The 22,686-nt window shown below is 37.2% G+C and carries 24 protein-coding genes, 1 rRNA gene, 1 pseudogene and 1 riboswitch; of the genes and pseudogenes, 22 read left to right on the top strand and 4 right to left on the bottom strand.

The annotated features are described in order from the left end of the window. Positions 1-26: 26 nt before the first annotated feature. From BMX10_RS14575 to BMX10_RS14540, 8 genes are all read left to right on the top strand, one after another. Positions 27-1,115, top strand: coding sequence for a dipeptide epimerase (locus BMX10_RS14575; RefSeq protein WP_090445905.1), 1,089 nt, complete (start codon positions 27-29; stop codon positions 1,113-1,115). A 126-nt stretch (positions 1,116-1,241) separates the two neighbouring features. Further along, positions 1,242-1,859, top strand: coding sequence for a nucleoside recognition domain-containing protein (locus BMX10_RS14570; protein WP_090445901.1), 618 nt, complete (start codon positions 1,242-1,244; stop codon positions 1,857-1,859). 15 nt (positions 1,860-1,874) lie between these two features. Then, positions 1,875-2,411 (top strand): spore maturation protein, encoded by a 537-nt coding sequence (locus BMX10_RS14565; protein ID WP_090445898.1) that lies wholly within the window; start codon positions 1,875-1,877, stop codon positions 2,409-2,411. Between the two features lie 90 nt (positions 2,412-2,501). Then, positions 2,502-3,431 carry a S66 peptidase family protein gene (locus tag BMX10_RS14560; RefSeq protein ID WP_090445895.1) on the top strand — a complete coding sequence of 310 codons (930 nt, stop codon included), beginning with the start codon at positions 2,502-2,504 and terminating at the stop codon, positions 3,429-3,431. Beyond that, entirely contained in the window at positions 3,431-4,663 is a 1,233-nt protein-coding gene (locus BMX10_RS14555) for a M20 metallopeptidase family protein (RefSeq protein ID WP_090445893.1), read from the top strand. The genes BMX10_RS14560 and BMX10_RS14555 overlap by 1 nt, the downstream gene beginning before the upstream one ends. Continuing rightward, positions 4,626-5,492: a serine hydrolase gene (locus tag BMX10_RS14550; RefSeq protein ID WP_090445890.1), complete on the top strand. Its 867-nt coding sequence runs from the start codon at positions 4,626-4,628 to the stop codon at positions 5,490-5,492. The genes BMX10_RS14555 and BMX10_RS14550 overlap by 38 nt, the downstream gene beginning before the upstream one ends. A 173-nt stretch (positions 5,493-5,665) precedes the next feature. Beyond that, positions 5,666-5,899 carry a thioredoxin family protein gene (locus BMX10_RS14545; protein ID WP_090445887.1) on the top strand — a complete coding sequence of 78 codons (234 nt, stop codon included), beginning with the start codon at positions 5,666-5,668 and terminating at the stop codon, positions 5,897-5,899. Between the two features lie 73 nt (positions 5,900-5,972). Next, positions 5,973-7,145, top strand: coding sequence for a permease (locus BMX10_RS14540; protein ID WP_090445885.1), 1,173 nt, complete (start codon positions 5,973-5,975; stop codon positions 7,143-7,145). A gap of 92 nt (positions 7,146-7,237) precedes the next feature. Here the strand turns inward: BMX10_RS14540 and BMX10_RS14535 are convergent, their stop codons facing one another. After that, entirely contained in the window at positions 7,238-7,606 is a 369-nt protein-coding gene (locus BMX10_RS14535; RefSeq protein ID WP_090445882.1) for an ArsR/SmtB family transcription factor, read from the bottom strand. Positions 7,607-7,868: 262 nt separating this feature from the next. Between BMX10_RS14535 and BMX10_RS14530 the strand changes: the two genes are divergently transcribed. From BMX10_RS14530 to BMX10_RS14500, 7 genes and pseudogenes are all read left to right on the top strand, one after another. Next, a complete protein-coding gene (locus BMX10_RS14530) occupies positions 7,869-8,561 on the top strand; it encodes a DUF421 domain-containing protein (RefSeq protein ID WP_090445879.1) in 693 nt (230 codons plus the stop codon). A 3-nt stretch (positions 8,562-8,564) separates the two neighbouring features. Next, positions 8,565-8,945 carry a DUF4363 family protein gene (locus BMX10_RS14525; protein WP_090445876.1) on the top strand — a complete coding sequence of 127 codons (381 nt, stop codon included), beginning with the start codon at positions 8,565-8,567 and terminating at the stop codon, positions 8,943-8,945. A gap of 94 nt (positions 8,946-9,039) precedes the next feature. Beyond that, positions 9,040-10,311 carry a LysM peptidoglycan-binding domain-containing protein gene (locus tag BMX10_RS14520; protein WP_090445873.1) on the top strand — a complete coding sequence of 424 codons (1,272 nt, stop codon included), beginning with the start codon at positions 9,040-9,042 and terminating at the stop codon, positions 10,309-10,311. A gap of 201 nt (positions 10,312-10,512) precedes the next feature. Continuing rightward, complete coding sequence (locus BMX10_RS14515) at positions 10,513-10,707, top strand: H-type small acid-soluble spore protein (protein WP_170834840.1); 195 nt, start codon at positions 10,513-10,515, stop codon at positions 10,705-10,707. A gap of 139 nt (positions 10,708-10,846) precedes the next feature. Next, on the top strand, positions 10,847-11,206 hold the full coding sequence (locus BMX10_RS14510) for an ArsR/SmtB family transcription factor (RefSeq protein ID WP_090445867.1): 360 nt from the start codon (positions 10,847-10,849) through the stop codon (positions 11,204-11,206). A gap of 114 nt (positions 11,207-11,320) precedes the next feature. Then, a pseudogene (locus tag BMX10_RS14505) lies at positions 11,321-13,405 on the top strand (heavy metal translocating P-type ATPase); the annotation flags it as partial. A gap of 138 nt (positions 13,406-13,543) precedes the next feature. Continuing rightward, positions 13,544-14,083 carry a peroxiredoxin gene (locus tag BMX10_RS14500; protein WP_090445862.1) on the top strand — a complete coding sequence of 180 codons (540 nt, stop codon included), beginning with the start codon at positions 13,544-13,546 and terminating at the stop codon, positions 14,081-14,083. Positions 14,084-14,173: 90 nt separating this feature from the next. On the opposite strand, the gene BMX10_RS14495 is transcribed toward BMX10_RS14500, so the two are convergent. The 3 genes from BMX10_RS14495 to ytaF form a co-directional block, all read right to left on the bottom strand. After that, entirely contained in the window at positions 14,174-14,779 is a 606-nt protein-coding gene (locus BMX10_RS14495; protein ID WP_170834839.1) for a flavodoxin family protein, read from the bottom strand. Between the two features lie 236 nt (positions 14,780-15,015). After that, positions 15,016-15,390 carry a DUF1622 domain-containing protein gene (locus BMX10_RS14490; RefSeq protein WP_090445856.1) on the bottom strand — a complete coding sequence of 125 codons (375 nt, stop codon included), beginning with the start codon at positions 15,388-15,390 and terminating at the stop codon, positions 15,016-15,018. Positions 15,391-15,555: 165 nt separating this feature from the next. Further along, the gene (gene ytaF / locus BMX10_RS14485; protein ID WP_170834838.1) at positions 15,556-16,194 is read right to left on the bottom strand and encodes a sporulation membrane protein YtaF; all 639 of its coding nucleotides are present in this window, start codon (positions 16,192-16,194) and stop codon (positions 15,556-15,558) included. Between the two features lie 145 nt (positions 16,195-16,339). Then, a riboswitch (FMN riboswitch) is annotated at positions 16,340-16,466 on the top strand. Positions 16,467-16,673: 207 nt separating this feature from the next. Here ytaF and ribD point away from each other — a divergent pair. The 7 genes from ribD to BMX10_RS14450 form a co-directional block, all read left to right on the top strand. Continuing rightward, the gene (gene ribD, locus BMX10_RS14480) at positions 16,674-17,756 is read left to right on the top strand and encodes a bifunctional diaminohydroxyphosphoribosylaminopyrimidine deaminase/5-amino-6-(5-phosphoribosylamino)uracil reductase RibD (protein ID WP_090445850.1); all 1,083 of its coding nucleotides are present in this window, start codon (positions 16,674-16,676) and stop codon (positions 17,754-17,756) included. Between the two features lie 6 nt (positions 17,757-17,762). Further along, positions 17,763-18,413: a riboflavin synthase gene (gene ribE / locus BMX10_RS14475; RefSeq protein WP_090445847.1), complete on the top strand. Its 651-nt coding sequence runs from the start codon at positions 17,763-17,765 to the stop codon at positions 18,411-18,413. A gap of 17 nt (positions 18,414-18,430) precedes the next feature. Next, a complete protein-coding gene (locus BMX10_RS14470; RefSeq protein WP_090445844.1) occupies positions 18,431-19,645 on the top strand; it encodes a bifunctional 3,4-dihydroxy-2-butanone-4-phosphate synthase/GTP cyclohydrolase II in 1,215 nt (404 codons plus the stop codon). A 2-nt stretch (positions 19,646-19,647) separates the two neighbouring features. Next, a complete protein-coding gene (gene ribH, locus BMX10_RS14465; protein WP_090445841.1) occupies positions 19,648-20,112 on the top strand; it encodes a 6,7-dimethyl-8-ribityllumazine synthase in 465 nt (154 codons plus the stop codon). Positions 20,113-20,428: 316 nt separating this feature from the next. Then, complete coding sequence (locus tag BMX10_RS14460) at positions 20,429-21,736, top strand: DUF1576 domain-containing protein (RefSeq protein ID WP_090445838.1); 1,308 nt, start codon at positions 20,429-20,431, stop codon at positions 21,734-21,736. A gap of 4 nt (positions 21,737-21,740) precedes the next feature. Continuing rightward, a complete protein-coding gene (locus tag BMX10_RS14455; protein ID WP_090445835.1) occupies positions 21,741-22,082 on the top strand; it encodes a hypothetical protein in 342 nt (113 codons plus the stop codon). A gap of 471 nt (positions 22,083-22,553) precedes the next feature. Next, positions 22,554-22,686 (top strand): 16S ribosomal RNA (locus tag BMX10_RS14450); the annotation flags it as partial.

Below are 22,686 nucleotides of genomic sequence, written 5' to 3'. Positions count from 1 at the left end.
TAATAACTTTCTGGGGGAGGATGCTTATGAAAATCACAGCAATTCAATTGGGACATTTATCTGTTCCTCTCAAAACTCCATTTAAGACAGCCTTGAGAACTGTAGATAGTATAGAAAACATAGCGGTGAGGATTATGACAGATACGGGACATATAGGCTATGGCGAAGCAGCACCAACTGCTGTTATTACTGGAGATACTCTTTCCTCCATTGGAGGGGCCGTCAAGAATTACATCGCTCCTCAATTGATTGGACTGGACATAGAAAATTTGGAAGCGATAATGATGAAGTTAGACAAAGTATTGGTAAAAAATACTAGTGCTAAAGCTGCGGTGGATATTGCTTTATACGATTTGTTTGGACAATATTACAAAGCACCCTTATACAAGCTGCTGGGTGGATTTCGGAAGGAAATTACCACGGATATAACCATTAGTGTAAATATGCCAGAGGAAATGGTTAGAGATAGTATCTCGGCAGTGGCAAGAGGATATAAAACCTTAAAAATAAAGGTAGGAAAAGATGCAAGGATGGATCTAAAACGTTTAAAAGCCATTAGAGAAGCCGTAGGCGAAAATATACAGCTGAGAATTGATGCCAATCAGGGCTGGAAGCCTAAAGAAGCTGTATCTATTTTAAGGGATATAGAGGATGCTGGTCTTGCAATAGAGTTTGTGGAGCAGCCAGTTGCTGCCCATGATTTTGAAGGGTTAAAATATGTGACAGATCATGTAACTTTTCCAGTGATGGCAGATGAAAGTATATTTTCACCAAAGGATGCTTTAAAGATTTTACAGGAAAGAGCAGTGGATCTTATCAATATCAAGCTTATGAAGACTGGGGGAATCCACCAAGCTTTAAAAATCATAGCTATAGCAGAAGCCTATGGTGTAGAGTGCATGATGGGATGTATGCTGGAAAGTAAACTGAGCGTAACTGCCGCAGCCCATGTAGCAGCTGCAAAAAATATAGTGACAAAGATAGATTTAGATGGACCAGGACTATGCAGTATAGATCCCTTTGATGGGGGCGCCATTTTTAAAGGGGAGAGAATCCTTCTGCAGGAGATACCAGGGCTAGGCTTTACAGATGTCCCTGAATCCATATTTAGTTAGAGGGTCATAAATGTAGTCATACATTTTATATACTAAGGGGGTGGGGAAACTTAGAGGAGAATAAATAAAATAACTGCAGAATTTTAAAGTTAGCTTTTAAAAAAGAATGAAGGAGGAATTATTTTTATGATTAATGTTGTATGGTTTCTATTTATCGCAATAGGCGTTATCGTAGGCGCTTTTACTGGCAATATTGAAGCAGTTACAGATGCAGCTGTTAGCAGTGCCAGAACTGCAGTAGATTTATCCTTAGGATTAATCGGTGTGATGGCATTATGGCTTGGAATTATGAAGATTGCTGAAGAATCTGGACTTATAAAAACAATTGCAAAGGCTTTAAGATTTATCATGGTACCTTTATTCCCAGATGTACCTGAGGACCATCCAGCGATGGGAGCTATGATTATGAATATGGCGGCTAATGTATTGGGGTTAGGAAATGCTGCAACACCGTTAGGTCTTAAGGCAATGCAGGAATTGCAAGAGCTTAATCCCCATAAAGATACAGCTAGTAATGCAATGTGTACTTTTTTAGCTATCAATACTTCTTCTGTAACGTTAATCCCAGCATCTGTGATTGCGATTCGTGCTGCTGCGGATTCAACAAATCCAACAGAAATCATTGGTCCGGTTATTGTAGCAACATTAGCTTCTACGATAGCGGCAGTAATAGCAGTAAAACTATTACAAAGGCTACCAGTTTTTCAAATCAAAACAGAAAATCTTGAAGAAGCAACTAAATAAGAAGGGGGTTAATTTATGTTTGCTGATGTAGTTAATGTTATTTCTAAATTTGCAATACCTTTTATCTTGTTAACAATACCAGCCTATGGTTTCTTTAAAAAGGTCAAAGTATATGAAGCTTTTACTGATGGAGCAAAAGAGGGTTTTAATACAGCTGTAAGGATTATTCCTTATTTAGTAGCAATGCTGGTAGGTATAGGTATCTTTAGAGCCTCGGGAGCCATGGAAATCCTAGTGAATCTAGTGAGCCCAATAACCAGCCTTATAGGTATGCCAGGAGAAGTGCTGCCAATGGCCATTATGAGACCATTATCAGGTGGAGGGGCCTCAGGAATCATGAGTGAAATGATTAGCACTCATGGACCAGATTCTTTGATAGGAAGAATGGTTTCTGTTATGCAAGGCTCTACAGAGACCACCTTCTACGTGTTAGCGGTATACTTTGGCTCTGTAGCCATTAAAAAGACAAGACATGCTTTACCAGCAGGCTTAATCGCAGATGTTGTTGGACTTATTACAGCTGTACTGGTAGTAAGATTAATGTTCGCATAATAGGATATAATTACAAATAATAAGGGCTATGTTGGTAATAGCCCTTATTATTTGTAATCCATTTATCAAAAAGAAAGGTGGAGATGTAGCATGATAAAACCAAAGGCATTAACCCAAGGGGATACCATAGGTGTCATAGCACCCTCCAGTCCAGCAACTGAAGACAAGGTTCAGTTGGCGGTTGAAGAGCTTACAAAACTAGGCTTTAAGGTAAAGCTAACAGAAAGTTGTTATGCAACCCATGGTTATCTAGCTGGTAGTGATGAATTGAGAGCTGAGGATTTTAACAGGATGTTTAATGACAAAGAGGTACAAGGGATTATCTGCTTAAGAGGCGGCTATGGAGCAATGAAGATCCTACATAAGATAGATCAAAAAGCCATAAAAAATAATCCGAAGGTCTTTATAGGTTATAGTGATATTACTTCCTTACACCTTTTAATCAATCAAAACTGCAATCTTGTAACCTTTCATGGGCCAATGGCAGCGGCTGATATTGCTAAAGGCTTAGACGATTTTTCTAAAGAATCCTTCTTAAAGGCTGTTACTAAATCAGAAGCTATGGGACTGATAGGGAATCCAGAGGACTCAAAAATTGAGTGTATTGTTAAAGGAGAGGCAAGGGGTAAGATTGTTGGAGGAAACTTAGCTTTAGTTTCGGGTACTATGGGAACGCCCTATGAGATTGATACAAGAGGAAAGCTACTTTTCTTAGAAGAGATCGGTGAAGAGCCTTACCGTGTAGATCGTATGCTTACCCAATTGGCCTTAGCAGGAAAACTGGAGGATGCCGAAGGAGTTATTTTAGGAGATTGGAATGATTGTGATCCTCAAAAGCGTCAGGTGAGCCTAAGCTTAATGGAGGTTTTTGAAGAAATCATTGTTCCCTATGGGAAACCAACTATTTATAATCTAAAGGCTGGACATTGTACGCCTAAAGTTACCCTGCCATTTGGAGTGGAGGCAGCATTAAAAGCCACAGAGGGGAAATTATACATCGAGGAGGCTGCTACTAGCTGATGGTTGAAAAATCTCTTATATTAAAGGAAGCGGAAGCAATAAAAAACTGGTTATGTACAGTTAGAAGAGATTTCCATCAAAACCCTGAGCTGGGGATGGAGGAGTTTAGAACCCAAGAAAAAATAACAACCTACTTACAGGAGATGGGGATTGAAGTCATAACAGGCATTGCTAATACAGCGGTGGTTGCTATGATTAGAGGGAAGTACCCAGGTAAAACTGTTGCCCTCAGAGGAGACATGGACGCATTGCCGATAGCGGATAGGAAGAAGGTTAGTTATAGGTCGAAGATAGAGGGGAAAATGCATGCCTGCGGCCATGATGCCCATATGACGATATTATTAGGTGCTGCAAAGCTTTTGAAGGGTATGGAGGATAGAATCCACGGCACTGTGAAGCTTCTTTTTCAACCAGCAGAAGAGACTATTGGAGGTGCTAAGCCTATGATCGAAGCAGGTGTCATGGAAAATCCAAAGGTAGACGTTGTTCTAGGCTTACATGTAACACCAGAAATCCCAGTTGGAGAAATAGGGATAAAATATGGACAAATGAATGCCTCCTCTGACACGATAAAAATCGTGATTCATGGAGAAAGCACTCATGGGGCATATCCTCATGGTGGGATTGATGCCATTGTGGCAGCGGGTCAAGTAATTATGGCAGCACAGACCATTACCAGCAGAAATATTGACCCAAGAAAATCTGCAGTAGTTACTATTGGCACCATCACAGGCGGTACCCAAGGGAACATCATAGCCAATAAGGTAGAAATGGTAGGGACAGTAAGAAGCTTAGATCCTGATACAAGAAGAACGGTCCTCCATAGATTGACTGAAATCGTAGAACAGGTGACAAAGGGTTTAGGTGCAACAGGAGAATTCATAAGAGAAGAAGGATACCCAGCCCTGATCAATCATGACAATATCGTTGATATAGTAGGGGAAAATGGAAGACAGCTATTAGGAGAAAATAAGGTGAAAATAATTAAAGATCCTAGCCTAGGGGTAGAGGATTTTGGATATTTTCTGGAAGAGTCGGAGGGGGCTTTTTACAGACTAGGATGTAGAAACCAGAAAAAAGGTATTATTCATTATGGCCACAGCGATTTATTTGATATAGACGAAGACTGCCTATCGATAGGTGTAGCCCTGCAAGTAAAAAATGCTCTGACGATTCTAGGAGAGGAAGATATAGATGAGGAGATTACAGGAACGGATTCAACAGCATATTGATAAAATCAACGGAACTGTTGGAATTTATATAAAAAACTTAAATAATAATAAGACCATCATAATCAATGGAGATGAGAGGTTTCATTCCGCTAGCATCATAAAAATCCCTATATTATGGGAAGGGCTAAGGCAGGTGGAAATTGGAATGAAAACCTTGGAAGAGACGATTGCTTTAAAGAAAGAAGATAAGGTTGGTGGCTGTGGCGTGCTAACACTATTGCAGGAAGGGCTGGAGCTAACCTTAGAGGATCTATTGCATTTAATGGTGGACATTAGTGATAACACAGCAACCAATATGCTGATTGATCACCTTGGAAGGGACAATATTAACGCTACACTACAAAGCATGGGAATGAAAAATACTTACTTGGCTAGAAAGCTGATGATGGTGATACCGGAAACCTATAATTATACGACGCCTAAAGATATAGGAAGCATGCTAGAAAGGTTTGTTATTGGCAATGGCTTAAATAATGTCTATGCTGAGAAAGGTATGGAAATACTCTCCAAACAGCAGTTAAATGATTGTTTTTCTAAAGAGCTTCGTCTTTGCGGCACCTGTAATGAAAGGGTAGGACATCATAACCTGTGTCCTACTTGCAGTACCTTTGTAGGGGATGTAGATCCAAAACCCGTTAGATTTTCTCACAAAACGGGGAGCATCTCAGGCGTTGTTCACGATGCAGGTGTAATGGACTTGGGGGAGAGAAAGGTTGTATTAGTAGGATTAACAAAGGGTTTGGATAGTAATGAAATAGGTAAACAGCTGCTAGCAGATATAGGATTAGAAGTGTATCATTATTTCCTGGATGAGGAACAAACAAAGTAAAGGTCGAAACGAAACCCAGCACTCTAGCATTTTTAAGCTAAGGGTGCTATTTTTTAAAAAAACAGGAAATCCTTAAAAGCATAAAATTTTAAAAACACTATTGACAAAAAGGGAACAAAATCATAATATGAATATATAAGAATATTATTATAAATTAAAGGGAGGAATTACTTATGAATATCAAAGTCTTGGGTTCAGGCTGTAAAAACTGTACCACAGTAGAGAAGAATGTGAAAGAAGCACTACAGCAGTTGAATCTACAGGGAGATGTAGAAAAGGTGACAGATTTCAAATCTATCGCTGAGTATGGTGTGATGAAGACTCCCGGTCTTGTAGTGAATGATAAAGTTGTAGCTTCTGGGAAGGTGCCAACGGTAGATGAAATAAAGAGCTTGTTGGCAAAGTAAACGAGAAGCTTTATAAGGGGCTTATTCTTTGAAGGATAAGCCCTAGTGCTATTGTGACAGAAAGGGGTAAATTATGAGCGATAAAAAAAAGTTTGGTATCATTGTTACTGTTTTTTTAGCAGCATATTTTATGCCAATCGAGAAGACATTTTTTCAAGGTGCTATTATAGAAGCCTTTTATATGCTGAAGGATTATGCTAGAGAGCATGTATTGCTTTGCTTAGTGCCAGCTTTTTTTATAGCAGGTGCAGTGGCAGTGTTCATTTCACAGGATTCTGTTATTAAATACTTTGGTCCAAAGGCCAAGAAATGGCTATCCTATACGGTGGCCTCTGTATCAGGAGTGATACTGGCAGTGTGCTCTTGTACAGTGCTGCCATTGTTTGCAGGCATCTATTATAAAGGAGCGGGATTGGGACCAGCCATTGCTTTTTTATACTCAGGGCCTGCCATCAATGTATTGGCTATTACCATTACAGCTAGGGTATTAGGGTTAGAACTAGGAATAGCTAGAACTATAGGAGCGGTTATTTTTAGTATTGTAATCGGTCTATTGATGCATTTGATTTTTAGAAAAGAGGAAAAGGAAAAGGAAAGCGAAAATCCACATATGTTTACAGACGATGATGCAGTAGAAAAGCCCTTGTGGAAGACCATGGTATATTTCTTTTCTATGGTGGCAGTGCTGGTATTTGCCAATTGGGCAAGGCCGCCAAGTGATGAAACTGGTTTGTGGACTGCTCTTTTTAATATAAAATGGGTTTTAGCAGGAGGTTTTTTACTGGTAGTATTATATACCTCCGCTCAATGGTTTACCACAGAAGAAAGAAAGGAATGGTATCAAGAAACCTGGGGATTTGCTTTAAAGATACTTCCTTTGCTGTTTGCGGGTATTTTAGTAGCTGGTGTGCTTTTAGGGAGACCAGGATACGAGGGTCTTATTCCTTCTGAATGGGTAGCCAGCTTAGTAGGAGGAAATTCACTAAGTGCCAATCTATTTGCTTCTGTGGCAGGGGCTTTTATGTATTTCGCTACTTTAACGGAGGTGCCTATTTTGGAGGGGTTAATAGGCGCAGGTATGGGAAAAGGACCTTCTCTAGCATTATTGTTAGCAGGGCCGGCACTGTCCTTGCCTAATATGTTGGTAATAAGGAGTATCATTGGAACAAAGAAGACGGCAGTATTTGTAGCCTTAGTTATTATTATGGCCACTATTTCTGGTCTGATTTATGGAAATTTATTTTAATCTAAGCACTTTAAAAAAACCCAGTAACCTTACGTATAGAAACGTTGGTAACTGGGTTTTGTTTAGATTTTGATAGCTTATTCAGAATTATATTATCTTCTACTAGTAGTACAAGCTTTACAAATAGCTATATTAGGATCCTTCTCTATTTGGATCATGCGGTCACTCTCTTGATGAAAATTTTCAAGCTTTTCTAAAGGTGCTTCTAAAAAATTCATGAAACCACTAGATACATTTTCTATTAGATCTATATTTAGAGAATATATAGCTCTTTGCCCTTCTTTTTCAACCTCTACTAATCCTGCATGCCTCAAAATTTTTAAATGCTGAGAAATACGAGGCTGACTAATATTTAAAACTCCCTCCAGCTCGCATACATACATTGGTTTAAGAGATAGTAGTTTAATAATTTTTATCCGGGTAGCCTCTCCTAAAGCTTTAAAAATCACTTCAAAATCCATATTCATCCTCCAATACACAGTATTCCGATAATAATAATTTATTATAACATATTTGTTTCCTATTGTTTAGTCCAAGTTGATATCCTTTATATAGAATAATACTTCTACCAATTTACTACTTTATAAAATACCCATTTTTTCTTCTTTCTAATCTTTAACCAATAACATATTTATATAAATAATTTACATGGCAATACTAACATAAGCGGAAAAAACACAGGTCTTTTTTAAGGGGGAAATATTTAGGTTAGGAGTGTGAAGTATGCTCATTGTTTTTATCAGAGCACTAATACTGTATGCACTGGTAGTAGTAGTTATGAGGATGATGGGAAAAAGACAAATAGCTGAAATGCAGCCCTTTGAGTTAGTAATCACTATTATGATTGCAGATTTAGCAGCAACCCCCATGGAAAACACAGGGGTACCTTTAATTAATGGTGTTATCCCAATATTGACTTTACTATCAGCACAAGTAATAGTTTCTTTTCTGTCATTAAAAAGTGAAGTTTTTAGAGAAATAGTGTGTGGCAAACCTAGTATTATTATTGATAAAGGCAATATTATTCAATCGGAGGTAACTAGATTAAGAATAAATATGAATGATCTGTTAGAGCAGCTTAGATCCAAAAATTATCTTAACCTTAGTGATGTAGAGTATGCAATACTGGAAACCAACGGACAAATTACGATTATACCTAAGGTAGAGAAAAGAAATGTAGTGACAGAAGATTTAGGGGTAAAGGTACAACCAGAGGAACTACCTATTACGCTGATTGTGGATGGCAAGCTGATACCAAAGAATCTGAAAAAAAGCGGTTTTGATCAACCTTGGGTTATCAATCAATTGCAGGAAAACAATATTGAAAGAATTGAAGATGCTTTTTTCGCGTTTCTTTCCTCAGATAGAATGTTTTATGCTCAGAAAAAAGATAAAGCTTCAAAGCAAGGAGGTTAACCTATGAAGGTAGTAATTGCAACTATACTCATACTAATCACTTTTTTCGCAGTCGCCCTATATATGGAACAATATGTAAACCAAAGCGCAGAGATCTTGACTAGTGAATTAGAAAAGCTGGAGCAGGCCATTGAGAAAGAAGAATGGAAAGAAGTGCGCCAACATATGGAAAATACTGCACAGGGGTGGGGTGAAACAAAAAAAGTATGGTTAACCTTTTTAGAGCATAATGAAATTGATAAAATTGATATTGTATTCGCTAGACTACAAAGCTATGTAGGCAGTGAGGAAAATGTTGAAGCTTTAAGCTCAACTGCAGAACTGAAATTTCTCCTACAGCATATTGTTGAAAAACAAGGATTTAGATTGACCAATGTATTGTAAGTCTCCCACTATTTACTTGTAGATAAAAAGCAAACCTTCCCTTATCATGGATTATGTAAACCATTTTATTTAAATAGGGAGGAGTTTACTGTTTATGAAGAAATTATTGCGCTTCACTATAACAATAGGTATGATTATGCTATTGTTAATGCCTTCCTTTGCTGAAGCAGCGCAGGTTCATAGAGTAGCTAGGGGAGAGACTCTATTTCTCATTGCTCAAAGGCATGGAGTAACTGTAAATGAGTTGATTACTCAAAATGGCTATTTAAGAAATCCAAATAACATTTCGGTGGGACAAGTATTAGTTGTACCAAAACAGGAAGAACCAAATGTTTATATGGTACGTCAAGGAGATACTCTTTACAAGATATCTCAAAAATTAGGTGTATCTTTGACTGATCTAGCTATAGAAAACAATATTAGTAATTGGAATCATATTTATGTGGGACAAAAGCTTTCTGTTCCTGCTAATGGTGCTAATACATCGACAGGATCAGCGCCTTCTCAGGTCTCAGCTGATTATGTTGTGAAAAGAGGAGATAGCCTATATAAAATATCTCAGGAGCTAGGGGTGTCCATGGCTGCATTGGCTGAGGCCAACAGCTTAAAGGATTGGAATACTATTTATATAGGACAGGTTCTAAAGGTGCCTTCAACAGGAGTAACACCGCCAGCTGAAGCTCCAAAACAACCTGAAGCTAGTCCGCAATTATCAATGACTCAATTAGCTAGAATGTATCCTGATACCTACTATTTGAGAGGTTCAGCCAATACAACTAAAATTGCTTTAACCTTTGATGATGGACCAAACCCAAAATATACCCCACAAATACTAGACGTATTGAAGCAGCAGGGGGTTCCTGCTACCTTTTTTGTAATGGGTAGTAGAGTGGAAAGACATCCGGAAATCGTACAACGTATAGCTCAAGAAGGTCATGTGGTAGCCAATCATACATGGATTCACCCGGATCTTAGTAAAGTACCTCAAGTTACTTTACTAAGTGAGATGCAAAGAACTGAAGATATCATTCATAAGGTCACAGGATTAAGGACTAGTCTTATGCGACCACCCTACGGAAGGGTAAATCCAGAGGGAATAGAAAAGCTAAGAGATATGAATTACAAGGTTATTAACTGGTCTGTGGACTCTGTTGACTGGAGAGATCAGGATGTAGATCAAATATTAATCAATACCTTGCCAGGAGTAAGGCAGGGGGGCATCCTATTATTTCACGATGCAGGTGGAGATCAGCAAACAAGAGGAGCAACTGCTGCAGCCTTACCTGAAATAATTCATACCTTAAGATCCCAAGGTTATGAATTCGTAACTGTAGATGAGCTGTTAAATCTTCCAGCATATAAATAACTTTTCCAATGAGGCTATATCTTATTTTTAGATATAGCCTCAAACTATTTTGTTATAAAAAAGCAGTGCTAATTTTTCTCAGCAAGGACCTTTTCAATCTAAATATTTACATTTCATAGTCTAGAATCTTAAAAATGATGTAATAAATAGAGATCGAATGAGGAAGAATAGAGTTAAACAATAAAACAAGGAGGAATCATTTTGAATTTTAATAGAGCACAAGAAATTGTTAACTCACCAAATCATATTGAGGTGTTGCATCAGGGAAAGCCAGTATGGATTACAGGTTTAGATTCTCAAAGAAATGTAGCGGAGGTTCAAGAAGAAGCACAGGCAGTAGGCAATAAAAAGGAGGTACCATTAAAGGAATTAATAGAAAATGGCGTAGAAAAGTAGAGGTAGATAAATTTTATCTACCTTATTTTTTTTCGCTGAATATATTTTCATTAATTATTAAAAAGCTATTGCATTACATGAAAATTGATAGTAAAATATAAACATATGAACAGATATTCATATGAATGGAGAGGATAAAATGTCAAAGGATATAGAAGTCTGTGAAGTACAATGTATTCATGAGGAGGATGTAAAGGAAGTCAAAGAGACTATGCTAAAGGATGTGCTTTTACATGATATAGCGGATTTTTTTAAGGTCTTTGGGGAAGTCACCAGAATAAAAATGCTGTGTGCATTGCTTCAAAAAGAACTGTGCGTATGCGATATTGCAGCTGTATTAGATATGAATCAATCAGCAGTATCTCATCAGCTAAGAATTTTAAGAAGCCATAGACTGGTGAAGTTTAGAAGAGAGGGAAAGATACTATATTATTCCTTAGATGATGACCATATTAAGAAAATTTTGGACCAGGGTTTACAGCATCTTCGACATAGATAAAAAACTAACCAAGAATTTGAAATAAGGGGGAAAACCATGGAAAACATACCTATAGTAAAGCTCCAGGAGGAAATCACTAGGGATGCTTTTATAGTAAAAGGAGTAGACTGACCGGATTGTGCTCTCAAGGTTGAGAGGAGAATCCTAAAAATTGAAGGTGTAGAGGAGGCTAACTTAAACTTTTCTACAGCAAAGCTCTATGTAAAACATAGAGGTCAAGTGGAAGAAATATTACATGTTTTAAAGGAAACTGGACATGAAGGGCGGTTTATAGGGTCTAAAGACTCGAAAAAGGAAAAAAGCAAAGAGATTGCATGGTACCGAGACAAGAAAACCATGATGACCTTTATCTCAGGTGTTTTTATAGCAATAGGCTTTGCCTTCTATTTTTTAAGCCAGCACAAAGAGGTCTCCACCCTGTTCTTTGCTTTATCCATGGTATCAGGAGGGTATTATATAGCCAAGAGTGGATTATATGCAGCAAGGTCCTTGAGTTTAGATATGAATTTCTTAATGTTGGTTGCTGCCATTGGAGCGGCATTCCTAGGGGAGTGGTCCGAGGGTGCGGCTGTTGTATTTCTATTTTCTGTAGGAAATACGCTACAGGTATATACTATGGACAAAACCAGGAAATCTATCGCTCAGCTAATGGAGCTGGCGCCTAATGAAGCACTACTAAAGACAACTGATGGAGAGGAAATCATAGTTCCTGTTGAAGAACTGTCTATTGGAGATATGATTATTATCAAGCCAGGAGAAAAAATACCTATAGATGGTATGGTGTATAAGGGATACTCCTTTGTAAACCAAGCGCCTATTACAGGTGAATCTATCCCTGTAGAAAAAAAAGAAGGGAAGGAAGTTTTTGCAGGGACAATTAATCAGCAGGGACTACTGGAGGTAGAAGTAACAAAGCTGGTGGAGGACACAACCCTATCAAAAATAATGAATATGGTGGAGGAAGCTCAAGCACAGAAGGCACCTTCCCAACAGTTTGTAGATAGATTTGCAAAATACTATACGCCTATTGTAGTGATTTTGGCAATCATTATAGGGACTATACCTCCTTTATTTTGGGGAGTAGAGTTTGCACCATGGATAAAAAAAGCTTTGATTCTATTGGTGATTTCTTGTCCATGTGCCCTGGTGATATCTACACCTGTATCCATAGTTTCAGCTATAGGCAATGCTTCTAGGGAGGGAATCCTTATTAAAGGAGGGATTCACTTAGAAGAAACAGGTAAAATCAAGGCAATAGCCTTTGATAAGACTGGAACTCTGACGGTCGGGAAACCTTCAGTAGTGGATATAGATATTGTTGAAGGCTATGACAAAAAGCAGCTGATTAAAATAGCAGCTACCTTAGAAAAAGCATCAGAGCATCCTATAGGGATAGCCATTGTAGAAAAAGCTGTACTGGAAGCTATTCCCTTAGACTTACCTTTAGATGAATTTCAGGCGTTGATAGGAAAAGGCGTGAAGGGAAAGGTAAATGGCACCAATTATTGTCTAGGAAACGTAAGATTGTTTGTAGAGCAAAGCATTGACCTAAAGAATTTACAGGATAAAATTGACAAATATCAAAAGGAAGGAAAAACCGTTGTTTTATTAGGTCAGGAGAAAAAGGTCACAGGCATCTTTGCTGTTGCTGATGAAATAAGGAATATTAGTAAAGAAGCTGTAGAAGCGTTAAAGCAAGCAGGGATTGAGAAGACTGTTATGCTTACAGGAGATCACCCCAATACTGCCAAGGCAGTTGCAGAAGCTACAGGAATCCAAGAATATAAAGCACAGCTGTTGCCTGAAGATAAATTACAAGCTGTAAGAGAACTAGTAGAAAAGCATGGTAAAGTGGCTATGGTAGGGGATGGCATAAATGATACACCCGCACTAGCAACAGCTTCGGTGGGGATTGCTATGGGAGTTGCAGGAACAGATGCTGCTTTAGAAACTGCAGATATCGCATTAATGGGAGATGACTTAAACAAAGTAGCTTATACTATCGCCTTAAGCAGAAGGACATTAAGGATTATTAGGCAAAATATAACCTTTTCGATAGTAGTAAAAATAATATTTTTGATATTAACCTTTATGGGGGTAGCCAATTTATGGATGGCGGTTTTTGCTGACACTGGAGCTTCTATTATCGTAATATTAAATGGAATGCGATTGCTAAAAAATAGAAAGCCTACAAAATAAATGAGAACAACTATTAAATAAAAAAAATTATCAAAAAATATCTTTTCTGTGTTTAATGATACCTTTTGGGGGAATATATTAGGTGAAGGTTGTTCGCAATGAAAACCAAATTTAATAAAACATTCAGGAGGTATAAGAATGGCAGAAAGACTAGTAGGTGTGCAAGCACCATATTTTCAGATGAAAACCGTAGACGGACTAGGAAAGGATTTCGGTAGAGTAACAAAGGATGACTATAAAGGAAAATGGTTAGTGATGTTTTTTTATCCATTAGACTTTACTTTTGTGTGCCCAACAGAGATTACTGGATTTAACAAAAAAGTGGATAACTTCAAGAAAGCAAATGCAGAAATATTGGGAGTAAGTACAGATAGCGAACATTCTCATAAGGCATGGATTAATACTGCTCAAGATAAAGGCGGCCTCGGACAACTTGCCTTCCCTTTGGCATCTGACATGACTCAAAAAGTGGCTAGAGACTATGGTATTTTGATTGAAGAAGAAGGGATTGCTTTAAGAGGGTTATTCATTATTGATCCTGAGGGCATCTTAAGATATTCAGTTGTGCATGATCTTAATGTAGGAAGAAGTGTAGATGAAACACTAAGAGTATTAAAGGGACTGCAATCTGGTGGATTATGTCCAATTGATTGGGAACCAGGAGATGAACATTTATAAGGATAGACATTCACACAAAGCCCCCCATCTATTAGTTTACTATAGAAAAAAACCAGTTAACATACATAACTGTATATTAGCTGGTTTTTGCTATTGAGTTCTCATAGTTAATATCTTGTCTGCCAAGGAAATACCAATGGAGTATGCCTGTTGCAGAATTTTTTCATCCCTCATGATGGGATGCTCATCCACATTGGCTACAAAAAAATTACCTTCATAGCCTGTATTAATGGATTTAAAATATAACTCCATAATAGGAATAGCAGCCTCAAAAAGATCAGGGATTTCTGGCATCCCTGCTGTGCAGATAAAATAACCTAAGCGGTTTTTATCTTTATTAATTAAGGAGTTATTCAATATATATTTACTAGACCAGATGGCTTGGTTACGATCAATAATTGTTTTTAGCTGAGCACTAATGCTATTAAAATATAAAGGTGAAGCCATAATAATGATATCACTTTCATCAAATTTTTCATAAAGCCCCCTCATAGCATCTTCTAAAATACAGCCTCTTACTCTAGTGCAACCATCACAGGCCTTACAGGGTTGAACAGCAAGATCATCAGCATAAAGCTTTTCTATAAAGACCCCTAAACCAAGAGTATTTTCAATACCCTCTAGCATATGAGTAACAATAGTATCATTATTTTTCCCTTTTCTCGGGCTGCCTACAATAGCTAAAACCTTTATCATATATTTCCTCCTCATGCTAATTTTCGCGTAAAGTTAAATCTATTTTATCATAAAAATCTGAAAATTGCTTTTGAAATATAAAAAGTATAATGACAAAGTAGCTAACATGTATGTAATAGGAAAAAAAGAAAAGGGAGACAGAAAAAAACTCAAAGCCTCAGCATGAATATATACAACACTAAGGGTAGAAATAGGCAGAGATGTATTACAAAATTGATTATAAGTAGACAAAGTATCTACTGTTGTCTCTTTCTTCTAGTATAGTCCTTTATTTCTATATCCTGATGAAGCTCAGAGGAAATCTCCCAATGGATTACATAGGTGAGTATAACCCGCAAGATAATAATAGTACCCAGCACTTTTATTTCATCCATGGTACGTACTAAGATTGTTCTCAATATTTCTCCACCCAGCTTAAACTCAAGGCCTAGTGCTAGCCCTTTTGCTATCTCAATTTTTATACAGGTATCATTAAACTTTAGTCTCTCTCCAATGTATTGGATAAAACCCCTTAAGCAGGAATAGCCTATAATAAAAATACCAATGAACTCTAACACAAAAATTACGAATATAACAGTTACTTCAAGTAAGTGTTCAAATTGCTCTAGCATGGTAGTCCTCCTAGAAAAAGGTTATCTTATACTAATAGTATGTCCAATCTCTTTTGTAGAAATCTTAAAAGTCCTACTAAATTTAAACAGTAGGACTTTCGATGGAAGGAAAATATTTGTTTTTTTCTGTATTAATTGGAGCAAGGTTTTTCAGTTGACTGAAGTTTATGCTATCAATCTAGTTAAACCTAAGATAACCAATATGCATCCTGGAATAAAGGTAGTTTTTTCCTTCAAACGTGAGGCTATATAATTTCTACCAATGCAAATGCCTGACAGCAGGAAGACTAAATTTAGAACTGCTACCAATAACAAGGTAAACAAAATGATCATAATAGAGGAGAGAGAGACAGCAATCCCTATAACTAAAGAATCAATAGCTAAAGCGATACCTAAAAGGACAGCTTCCTTTGTATCAATAACACCGGAGATATCTAAGTCAGCATTAGAAGGATCTCTCAACACATTAATAGCAAGACCTAAAGAATTGATACTAATCACGGCGATTGAAGTAGGTTCTTGAACCTTTTCTTTAGGGTATTTATAATTTAGCCAGCCTTGTATTAAAAACCAAATACCCAGGGCAAGTAAAACGCCAGCTGCTATTATGTCAGTAACAAATGCTGGTACCAGCTTTGTCAAAAGGTTACCAGCAAAAAAGCCAAGGCTCAAAAGTGTAACAGAAATAAGATCTAATATAACCAGAGAGTGTAAAGGGACCTTGATATTTTTTATACCATAGGCAATACCAACAGTAAAACTATCCATACTAATGGCGATTGCAATCAAAAGACCTTGAACCATAGAATCCCTCCTAGAATAATATCTCCCTATTATATTATGTAAAGAGAAGAGAGGGGTTACAAAATATAAAGTATCGTGCATTTAAAACTTGAAAGGTATCAAGGAGTATGATATGCTTTGTTGATAAAAGTAAATAAATGATATTAGACACTTTCAGGGCAGGGTGAAATTCCCGACCGGCGGTAATGCTTTAAGCGAAGCCCGCGAACCTTTTAGGTTGATCTGGTGAGATTCCAGAGCCGACAGTAAAGTCTGGATGGGAGAAAGTAGACGAATTATATTTTGCTTAATACATATTATTGGGAGAAGATGTTTTGGTTCTTCTATTTAATAAAGTGAGCAAATATTATTTTATTGACTTAATACCCTGAGGTGAATCCTTGGGGTATTTTATTTTGCCCTGATATAAAAACTGCATAAGATTGGATTTGTCTACAGATTATAAGAAAAATGGAGGTGGTAGTTTGGAGGTTTATTATATGAAAAAGGCCCTTAGCTTAGCAAGGTTAGGTTGGGGTAAAACAAGACCAAATCCCTTGGTGGGAGCTGTGATTATTAAAGATGGGAGAATCATAGCAGACGGGTATCATCATTTTTATGGTGGAGATCATGCAGAAGTAGATGCTTTAAAAAAAATTGATTTTGCTGCAGAAGATGCTACCATGTATGTTACCTTGGAGCCTTGTTCCCATTATGGCAAAACACCTCCTTGTGTTGAAGCGATTATTAAAAGCAAGATAAAAAAAGTAGTAGTTGCTTTAGAGGATCCCAACCCTGAAGTAGCTGGCAAAGGGATAAAAATATTGAGAAACCATGGGATTGAAGTTTTAACGGGGATTTTAGAAGAAGAAGCAGAAGAGCTTAATGAGATATTTATTAAATATATCACCACTTTAAAACCTTTTTGCATCTTAAAAACAGCTATGACATTAGACGGAAAAATTGCAGCCTATACGGGGGATTCTAAGTGGATTACAGATGAAGATGCAAGAGCTTATGTACATCATATCAGAGATAGGGTAGCAGGGATCATGGTAGGAATTACAACAGTAGAAAAGGATGATCCACTGCTGAACACTAGAATTTCAAATAAGAAGGTAAGTCAGCCTACAAGAATTATTGTAGATAGCAAATTAAGAATTTCCCTTGAAGCAAAGGTAGTAAAAAGTGCAAAGGATCAAAAAACTATCATTGCAACAACAGATAAAGCATCCAAAGAAAAAACAACTCAATTAATAGAATTAGGGGCTCAGGTATTGACAGTGGAAGAAAAGAATGGACAAGTGGATCTTGAAAAGCTAATGGTGCAGCTAGGCAAAAGGAAAATAGATAGTGTACTTCTAGAAGGAGGAGGAACCTTAAATTTTTCTGCCTTAGAAGCCAGAGTTGTGGATAAAATCATGTATTTTATTGCCCCCAAAATCATAGGGGGCAGAGATGCAATCACACCAGTAGAGGGAGACGGTAAAGCATTAGTAAAAGATGCCTTTATGATAGAGGATATTTCTCTTAAAAGATTTCAAAAGGATATACTTGTTGAAGGGTATACCAAAAGGAGGTGAGAGTATATGTTTACTGGAATTGTCGAAGAAATCGGTAAGATAAGGAAGATAGATAAAAGTGGAGATGGTGCCAGTATCATCATTGAAGGGAAAACAGTGTTGCAGGGGGTTAAGCTAGGAGATAGTATAGCTACCAATGGTGTATGTCTTACAGTAAACAAATTTGATACTTCTAGCTTTCAGGTAGATGTGATGGCAGAGACTATCCGTCGAAGCAATTTCAAAAACTTTAAGGCGGGGGATTTGGTAAATCTTGAAAGGGCAGTTGCTGTAGGGGATAGACTGGGAGGTCATTTAGTTAGTGGACATATTGATGGTGTAGGCGTTATTAGTCATTATGAAAAAGAAGACAATGCTGTATGGATTACGATTAATGCATCATCTGAGCTATTAAAATATATTATCTTAAAAGGATCTATTGCTGTAGATGGAGTAAGCCTTACAGTAGCTTATGTGGATGAAAAATGTTTTAAAATTTCAGTTATTCCCCATACCAGAGATGAAACGATTCTAATAGATAAGAAGATTGGCAGTATAGTAAATCTAGAGTGTGACATGATTGGAAAGTATGTAGAAAAATTAATGCTACATACAAAAGACAAAGAAGGGAAAAAGGATATTACATTAGATTTCTTAGCGGAACATGGCTTTAATTAATAAAGGAGGAAAAACAAATGCAATTTAGATTTCATACCATAGAGGAAGCGTTAGAAGATATAAAGACTGGAAAAATGATTGTGGTAGTAGATGATGAAGATAGAGAAAATGAAGGGGACTTAGTGGCAGCTGCACAATTTATCACCCCGGAAACCATTAATTTCATGGCAAAATATGGAAGAGGTCTGATATGTTTACCTATGCTGCAAGAAAAGCTAAGAGAACTGCAACTGCCGCAAATGGTTCAAAATAATACGGATACACATGAAACGGCCTTTACAGTCTCCATAGATGCAGTCGAAACCACTACGGGTATTTCTGCCTATGAGAGGGCTGTCACCATCCAAAAAGCTGTAGCCTCTGATGCTAAGCCTGAGGATTTTAAAAGGCCAGGACATATCTTTCCTTTGTCAGCAAAAAAAGGCGGTGTTTTAAGCAGGACGGGACATACAGAGGCAGCAATAGATTTAGCTAGACTGGCTGGTCTGTATCCAGCAGGAGTTATATGTGAAATAATGAATGAGGATGGCACTATGGCTAGGGTGCCAGAGCTAATGGAATTTGTTGAAACTCATGACATGAAGATTATTACCATAGCAGACTTAGTTGCTTACAGAAGGAAAAATGAAAAATTAGTTGAGAGAGTAACAGAGGCATACATGCCCACTAAACATGGAAACTTTAAAGTGATAGGCTATGTAAATCGCATGAACCAAGAGCATCATGTAGCTTTAGTAAAAGGAAATATAGATAAAGAAGAACCTGTATTAGTAAGGGTTCACTCAGAATGCTTAACTGGAGATGCCTTTGGCTCATTGAGATGTGATTGTGGAGAACAATTTGATGCAGCTATGGAAAAAATAAATAAAGAAGGCAAAGGAGTACTTTTGTATATGCGGCAAGAGGGCAGAGGGATCGGCCTAATAAACAAATTAAAAGCCTATGCTCTGCAGGATAAAGGCTATGATACAGTAGAAGCCAATCTTGCCCTTGGTTTTCCTGAAGACATGAGGGAGTATGGGATCGGTGCTCAGATATTGCAAGATATTGGGGTAAAAAAAATAAAGCTTTTAACCAATAACCCTAAAAAACTAGTGGGTTTATCAGGCTATGATCTAGAAGTAGTTGATAGAGTCCCTATACAAATGAATCATAATGAAAGGAACGTTAAGTATTTAAAAACAAAACAGGAAAAACTGGGACATTTATTAAAATTTAAAGAGGAGGAATAAATATGAAGATCTATGAAGGTAAATTAATAAGCAAAGACATAAAATTTGGTATTGTTATTGGGAGGTTTAATGAGTTTATAGGAAGTAAGCTGCTAGGGGGAGCTATAGATGCTATAAAAAGACACGGGGGAGAGGAAGAAAGTATAAGCATTAGTTGGGTGCCAGGGGCCTTCGAAATACCCTTAGCAGCTAAGAAGATGGCTAAGTCTGGGAACTATGACGCAGTTATTTGTCTGGGCGCTGTCATAAGAGGGAATACACCACATTTTGATTATGTAGCTAACGAAGTGACAAAAGGCGTTGCTCATGTAGGGTTAGAGCTAGAAATTCCAATAATATTCGGCGTACTTACAACTGATACTATAGAGCAAGCTATTGAGAGGGCTGGTACAAAAGCTGGTAACAAAGGATTTGAAGCAGCCACCACTGCCATCGAAATGGTAAATTTGCTGAAATCCTTAGAGTAAAATGATGGCAGGAAACTGAATCGTTATAAATACCCAGAGAGGATACAAATAGTGAGAATATTAAAACATACTAAACGTGTTGAATTTTTCATGCCTATAACATATAATAAGTAGTGGTTAAAAGAATAACTATATTTTGTAAACTTCTAAAAATATAAATTATTTAGAGATTTATAATGGTTTTATCAGAGAAGCCTGAAGCAGTTTTATAAGGAGAGTATTGAATTCCATAGTTTCTATGCCATCAGGTATAATTTTTCAGACGGCTTTTTATGGATGAAAGTTATGTTACTCACATAAGGTAAGGGGGAGAATTATGGAAAAGTCAGCACAACTAAAAGCCCAGGCTCCAGAAGGAAGTTATGAAGATATGAAAAAAGAAGTTATTGAAGTAGCAGAAAAGGTAAAGTATAGTACTATATCTGCATATGCAGTATTTATCTTATTGGCTGCTTTCGTATTTAATAGTCCTAATGAGATTTTGCAAGGGATAAGTAGTATTGTTGTTGCCCCAAGTATACTGGTAACAGATTATATGGCAGTTGGCAATATTGGCGCAGCTTTTTTTAACAGCGGGATCTTGATGCTTTCTGCCATCTTTATTGCAAAGCACAATAAGGTAAATATGAATGGACCTGTTATAGCAGCTGTATTAACAATAGGGGGCTTCGCCCTGTTTGGTAAAAACATATATAATGTATGGGCAATCATTTTTGGGGTATACCTTCACTCAGTTTTTCAAAAAGAGAAATTTAGCAAATTTATTTTAATTGCTTTTTTTGGTACAGCATTAGGGCCGCTGATTAGTCAGATTACTTTTGGATTTGGTTTCTCTCCGATAAAAGCAATCATTTTGGCAAATGTCCTAGGTGTCACAGCTGGATTTATATTGCCTCCACTTGCCAACCACTTTGTCAAATTTCATCAGGGCTTCAATTTATACAATATTGGATTTACAGCTGGCATGGTAGGAACATTTTTTATGGCGATGTTTAGAGCCTTTGACCTTCAAAATCCTACAACATTAATAATTGCAGAAGGGTATAACTATATCTTAGGCAGCTTTTTATATGTATTGTTTGGTTCTATGATTGTTATAGGATTCGGTTTCAATAACAAGAGTTTTAAAGGGTATAAAAATCTATTGAAGCATCCTGGCAGATTGGTAGCAGACTATGTTAGCTTAAGCGGATTTGGACTAAGCCTCATTAACATGGGGGCTCTTGGATTTATAACAACCTCCTATGTTCTTTTAGTAAATGGCCAACTAAATGGGCCGATTATGGGAGGTATATTTACTGTAGTTGGGTTTGGTGCTTTTGGAAAGCATGTAAAAAATATAATACCTGTATTAATAGGCGTCTATATAGCTTCGTTATTTCAGGTATGGGATACAAATTCTACGGGAGCATTGTTGGCAGCGTTATTTGGAACTACCCTAGCCCCTATTGCAGGACAGTTTGGATGGAAAAGCGGGATTGTTGCAGGGATATTGCATATGGCTATGGTAATGAACGTTGGGTACCTCCATGGGGGCATGAATTTATACAATAATGGATTTTCTGGTGGTATGGTGGCGGCTGTTTTGGTGCCCATAATGGACTCCTTAAAAAGGGAGGAATAATGTTTTGACCCATGATAAAATGAAAGCTATTAAAATGGTGGACGAATTAATAAGCTTTTACTTTAAGATTGGCATAACAGACATCCAAATTGATCTTCAATACAAAGAGGGAGAAATTGAAATATCCCTAAAGGGGCACTGTCTACACCCACCTCGAGAAGAATTAGAAATGCTTACAGAAGTTTTAAACGCTCCTAGGCAAGAGGAATTAGAAGAATACTATTGGGAACTTGTAGGAGAAAGTGATCACTATCAAGAACTAACATTATTAGGGTCTCTAGTAGACTATGCAGAAATTGATTATCATAAGAATCAATTAACTATTAAAGTATGTAGAAAAAGATAGGATCAGACTAAACTAACCTATTAAGATCTTCTTCAAAACAACTGTTCTGGGAGATCTTTTTTTCACCCTTGACAGTGATAACCTACCGCGCTATAGTATTAATTCCACCTTAGCCTATAGGATTCAACAAAAGTTTTAACACTTACAAAAAACTTTTAAAAACCTATTGACAAACCCGCAGATATTTGATATAGTAGTAAAAGTCGCCGCTGAGGAAGGGGCGCAGGGTAAGAAGAAAAAGCCAGCAAAGAAAACACTTTAAAAGGCAGGAAAAAAGAGAAGTATAAGAAGAACAAAAAAAGAAACAAAAAAAGTGTTGACATAATGTAATAGATATGATATATTAATAAAGTCGCCAAAAGCGGCGGCGCAAGAAAAAAGGTCTTTGAAAATTAAACAGTATAGATATTAAGCCAGCAAAAAAGCATCTATCTTTAAGAGATTAAAGATAGAACCCAGAAATTCAATTTTTTTATTAAGAGTTTGATCCTGGCTCAGGATGAACGCTGGCGGCGTGCCTAACACATGCAAGTCGAGCGAGAGAAATTTTCAGAAGCCTTCGGGTGGAAGAAGATGGATCTAGCGGCGGACGGGTGAGTAACGC

Source organism: Natronincola peptidivorans (genome assembly GCF_900111615.1).
GTDB classification, from domain to species: domain Bacteria; phylum Bacillota; class Clostridia; order Peptostreptococcales; family Natronincolaceae; genus Natronincola_A; species Natronincola_A peptidivorans.
Note: the sequence above shows the minus strand (reverse complement) of the source record. Positions and strands in the feature narration are given on the sequence as shown.

What these genes read in the sequence shown, in the direction of transcription:
- BMX10_RS14575 (WP_090445905.1), top strand. Translation starts at nt 27, where the DNA reads ATGAAAATCACAGCAATTCAATTGGGACATTTATCTGTTCCTCTCAAA.
- BMX10_RS14570 (WP_090445901.1), top strand. Translation starts at nt 1,242, where the DNA reads ATGATTAATGTTGTATGGTTTCTATTTATCGCAATAGGCGTTATCGTA.
- BMX10_RS14565 (WP_090445898.1), top strand. Translation starts at nt 1,875, where the DNA reads ATGTTTGCTGATGTAGTTAATGTTATTTCTAAATTTGCAATACCTTTT.
- BMX10_RS14560 (WP_090445895.1), top strand. Translation starts at nt 2,502, where the DNA reads ATGATAAAACCAAAGGCATTAACCCAAGGGGATACCATAGGTGTCATA.
- BMX10_RS14555 (WP_090445893.1), top strand. Translation starts at nt 3,431, where the DNA reads ATGGTTGAAAAATCTCTTATATTAAAGGAAGCGGAAGCAATAAAAAAC.
- BMX10_RS14550 (WP_090445890.1), top strand. Translation starts at nt 4,626, where the DNA reads ATGAGGAGATTACAGGAACGGATTCAACAGCATATTGATAAAATCAAC.
- BMX10_RS14545 (WP_090445887.1), top strand. Translation starts at nt 5,666, where the DNA reads ATGAATATCAAAGTCTTGGGTTCAGGCTGTAAAAACTGTACCACAGTA.
- BMX10_RS14540 (WP_090445885.1), top strand. Translation starts at nt 5,973, where the DNA reads ATGAGCGATAAAAAAAAGTTTGGTATCATTGTTACTGTTTTTTTAGCA.
- BMX10_RS14535 (WP_090445882.1), bottom strand. Translation starts at nt 7,606, where the DNA reads ATGGATTTTGAAGTGATTTTTAAAGCTTTAGGAGAGGCTACCCGGATA.
- BMX10_RS14530 (WP_090445879.1), top strand. Translation starts at nt 7,869, where the DNA reads ATGCTCATTGTTTTTATCAGAGCACTAATACTGTATGCACTGGTAGTA.
- BMX10_RS14525 (WP_090445876.1), top strand. Translation starts at nt 8,565, where the DNA reads ATGAAGGTAGTAATTGCAACTATACTCATACTAATCACTTTTTTCGCA.
- BMX10_RS14520 (WP_090445873.1), top strand. Translation starts at nt 9,040, where the DNA reads ATGAAGAAATTATTGCGCTTCACTATAACAATAGGTATGATTATGCTA.
- BMX10_RS14510 (WP_090445867.1), top strand. Translation starts at nt 10,847, where the DNA reads ATGTCAAAGGATATAGAAGTCTGTGAAGTACAATGTATTCATGAGGAG.
- BMX10_RS14500 (WP_090445862.1), top strand. Translation starts at nt 13,544, where the DNA reads ATGGCAGAAAGACTAGTAGGTGTGCAAGCACCATATTTTCAGATGAAA.
- BMX10_RS14495 (WP_170834839.1), bottom strand. Translation starts at nt 14,779, where the DNA reads ATGATAAAGGTTTTAGCTATTGTAGGCAGCCCGAGAAAAGGGAAAAAT.
- BMX10_RS14490 (WP_090445856.1), bottom strand. Translation starts at nt 15,390, where the DNA reads ATGCTAGAGCAATTTGAACACTTACTTGAAGTAACTGTTATATTCGTA.
- ytaF (WP_170834838.1), bottom strand. Translation starts at nt 16,194, where the DNA reads ATGGTTCAAGGTCTTTTGATTGCAATCGCCATTAGTATGGATAGTTTT.
- ribD (WP_090445850.1), top strand. Translation starts at nt 16,674, where the DNA reads ATGAAAAAGGCCCTTAGCTTAGCAAGGTTAGGTTGGGGTAAAACAAGA.
- ribE (WP_090445847.1), top strand. Translation starts at nt 17,763, where the DNA reads ATGTTTACTGGAATTGTCGAAGAAATCGGTAAGATAAGGAAGATAGAT.
- BMX10_RS14470 (WP_090445844.1), top strand. Translation starts at nt 18,431, where the DNA reads ATGCAATTTAGATTTCATACCATAGAGGAAGCGTTAGAAGATATAAAG.
- ribH (WP_090445841.1), top strand. Translation starts at nt 19,648, where the DNA reads ATGAAGATCTATGAAGGTAAATTAATAAGCAAAGACATAAAATTTGGT.
- BMX10_RS14460 (WP_090445838.1), top strand. Translation starts at nt 20,429, where the DNA reads ATGGAAAAGTCAGCACAACTAAAAGCCCAGGCTCCAGAAGGAAGTTAT.